At 52.0% G+C, this 2,465-nt stretch carries 2 tRNA genes and 2 rRNA genes; all 4 read right to left on the bottom strand.

The features are described from left to right. A 23S ribosomal RNA gene (locus ABLV07_RS16355) occupies window positions 1-899 on the bottom strand; the annotation flags it as partial. A 170-nt stretch (window positions 900-1,069) separates the two neighbouring features. Then, window positions 1,070-1,145: transfer RNA gene (locus tag ABLV07_RS16350), tRNA-Ala, on the bottom strand. Between the two features lie 106 nt (window positions 1,146-1,251). Then, window positions 1,252-1,328 (bottom strand) — tRNA-Ile (locus ABLV07_RS16345). Between the two features lie 71 nt (window positions 1,329-1,399). Further along, window positions 1,400-2,465, bottom strand: a 16S ribosomal RNA gene (locus tag ABLV07_RS16340); the annotation flags it as partial.

The raw sequence follows: 2,465 nt of genomic DNA, 5'->3' as shown, positions 1-2,465 counted from the left end.
GTTGGTAAGTCGGGATGACCCCCTAGCCGAAACAGTGCTCTACCCCCGAAGATGAATTCACGAGGCGCTACCTAAATAGCTTTCGGGGAGAACCAGCTATCTCCCGGTTTGATTGGCCTTTCACCCCCAGCCACAAGTCATCCGCTAATTTTTCAACATTAGTCGGTTCGGTCCTCCAGTTAGTGTTACCCAACCTTCAACCTGCCCATGGCTAGATCACCGGGTTTCGGGTCTATACCCTGCAACTTAACGCCCAGTTAAGACTCGGTTTCCCTGCGGCTCCCCTATACGGTTAACCTTGCTACAGAATATAAGTCGCTGACCCATTATACAAAAGGTACGCAGTCACACCCGAAGGTGCTCCCACTGCTTGTACGTACACGGTTTCAGGTTCTTTTTCACTCCCCTCGCCGGGGTTCTTTTCGCCTTTCCCTCACGGTACTGGTTCACTATCGGTCAGTCAGGAGTATTTAGCCTTGGAGGATGGTCCCCCCATATTCAGACAGGATACCACGTGTCCCGCCCTACTCTTCGAGTTCACAACCTGTGTATTTTGGTGTACGGGACTATCACCCTGTACCGTCGGACTTTCCAGACCGTTCCACTAACACACAAGCTGATTCAGACTCTGGGCTGCTCCCCGTTCGCTCGCCGCTACTGGGGGAATCTCGGTTGATTTCTTTTCCTCGGGGTACTTAGATGTTTCAGTTCCCCCGGTTCGCCTCGTTAACCTATGTATTCAGTTAACGATAGTGCAACGAATTGCACTGGGTTTCCCCATTCGGACATCGCCGGCTGTAACGGTTCATATCACCTTACCGACGCTTTTCGCAGATTAGCACGTCCTTCATCGCCTCTGACTGCCAGGGCATCCACCGTGTACGCTTAGTCGCTTAACCTCACAACCCGAAGATGTTTCACTTCTGATTGCGAAAATTTGAGAGACTCGAACACACATTGACTGTGTGTCGTTTCAATTTTCAGCTTGATCCAGATTTTTAAAGAGCAAAACTTCGCAGTGAACCTTTTCAGGTACACTCTGAAGTTTTCTTGTTTTTTGCAGTAAGGATGGTGGAGCTATGCGGGATCGAACCGCAGACCTCCTGCGTGCAAAGCAGGCGCTCTCCCAGCTGAGCTATAGCCCCATCGAATGAATCTCTTTTAACCTTAATTCGTTTTCGGGCGCGGCGTGGTGAAGCGAAGCATACTGAAGTATGCGAGCTTTGCCACAACAAAGCACGAGAGCGAATTTGGTAGGCCTGAGTGGACTTGAACCACCGACCTCACCCTTATCAGGGGTGCGCTCTAACCACCTGAGCTACAAGCCTGCAGAGATTACTTACTGCTGTATTTTCATCAGACAATCTGTGTGAGCACTACAAAGGCAGGTTCTTTAAGGTAAGGAGGTGATCCAACCGCAGGTTCCCCTACGGTTACCTTGTTACGACTTCACCCCAGTCATGAATCACAAAGTGGTAAGCGCCCTCCCGAAGGTTAAGCTACCTACTTCTTTTGCAACCCACTCCCATGGTGTGACGGGCGGTGTGTACAAGGCCCGGGAACGTATTCACCGTAGCATTCTGATCTACGATTACTAGCGATTCCGACTTCATGGAGTCGAGTTGCAGACTCCAATCCGGACTACGACATACTTTATGAGGTCCGCTTGCTCTCGCGAGGTCGCTTCTCTTTGTATATGCCATTGTAGCACGTGTGTAGCCCTACTCGTAAGGGCCATGATGACTTGACGTCATCCCCACCTTCCTCCAGTTTATCACTGGCAGTCTCCTTTGAGTTCCCGGCCGGACCGCTGGCAACAAAGGATAAGGGTTGCGCTCGTTGCGGGACTTAACCCAACATTTCACAACACGAGCTGACGACAGCCATGCAGCACCTGTCTCAGAGTTCCCGAAGGCACCAAAGCATCTCTGCTAAGTTCTCTGGATGTCAAGAGTAGGTAAGGTTCTTCGCGTTGCATCGAATTAAACCACATGCTCCACCGCTTGTGCGGGCCCCCGTCAATTCATTTGAGTTTTAACCTTGCGGCCGTACTCCCCAGGCGGTCGACTTAACGCGTTAGCTCCGGAAGCCACGCCTCAAGGGCACAACCTCCAAGTCGACATCGTTTACGGCGTGGACTACCAGGGTATCTAATCCTGTTTGCTCCCCACGCTTTCGCACCTGAGCGTCAGTCTTTGTCCAGGGGGCCGCCTTCGCCACCGGTATTCCTCCAGATCTCTACGCATTTCACCGCTACACCTGGAATTCTACCCCCCTCTACAAGACTCTAGCCTGCCAGTTTCGAATGCAGTTCCCAGGTTGAGCCCGGGGATTTCACATCCGACTTGACAGACCGCCTGCGTGCGCTTTACGCCCAGTAATTCCGATTAACGCTTGCACCCTCCGTATTACCGCGGCTGCTGGCACGGAGTTAGCCGGTGCTTCTTCTGCGAGTAACGTCAATC

The sequence above is a fragment of the Klebsiella sp. CN_Kp097 genome, from assembly GCF_040064495.1.
In the GTDB taxonomy this organism is placed as follows: domain Bacteria; phylum Pseudomonadota; class Gammaproteobacteria; order Enterobacterales; family Enterobacteriaceae; genus Klebsiella; species Klebsiella aerogenes.
Note: the sequence above shows the minus strand (reverse complement) of the source record. Positions and strands in the feature narration are given on the sequence as shown.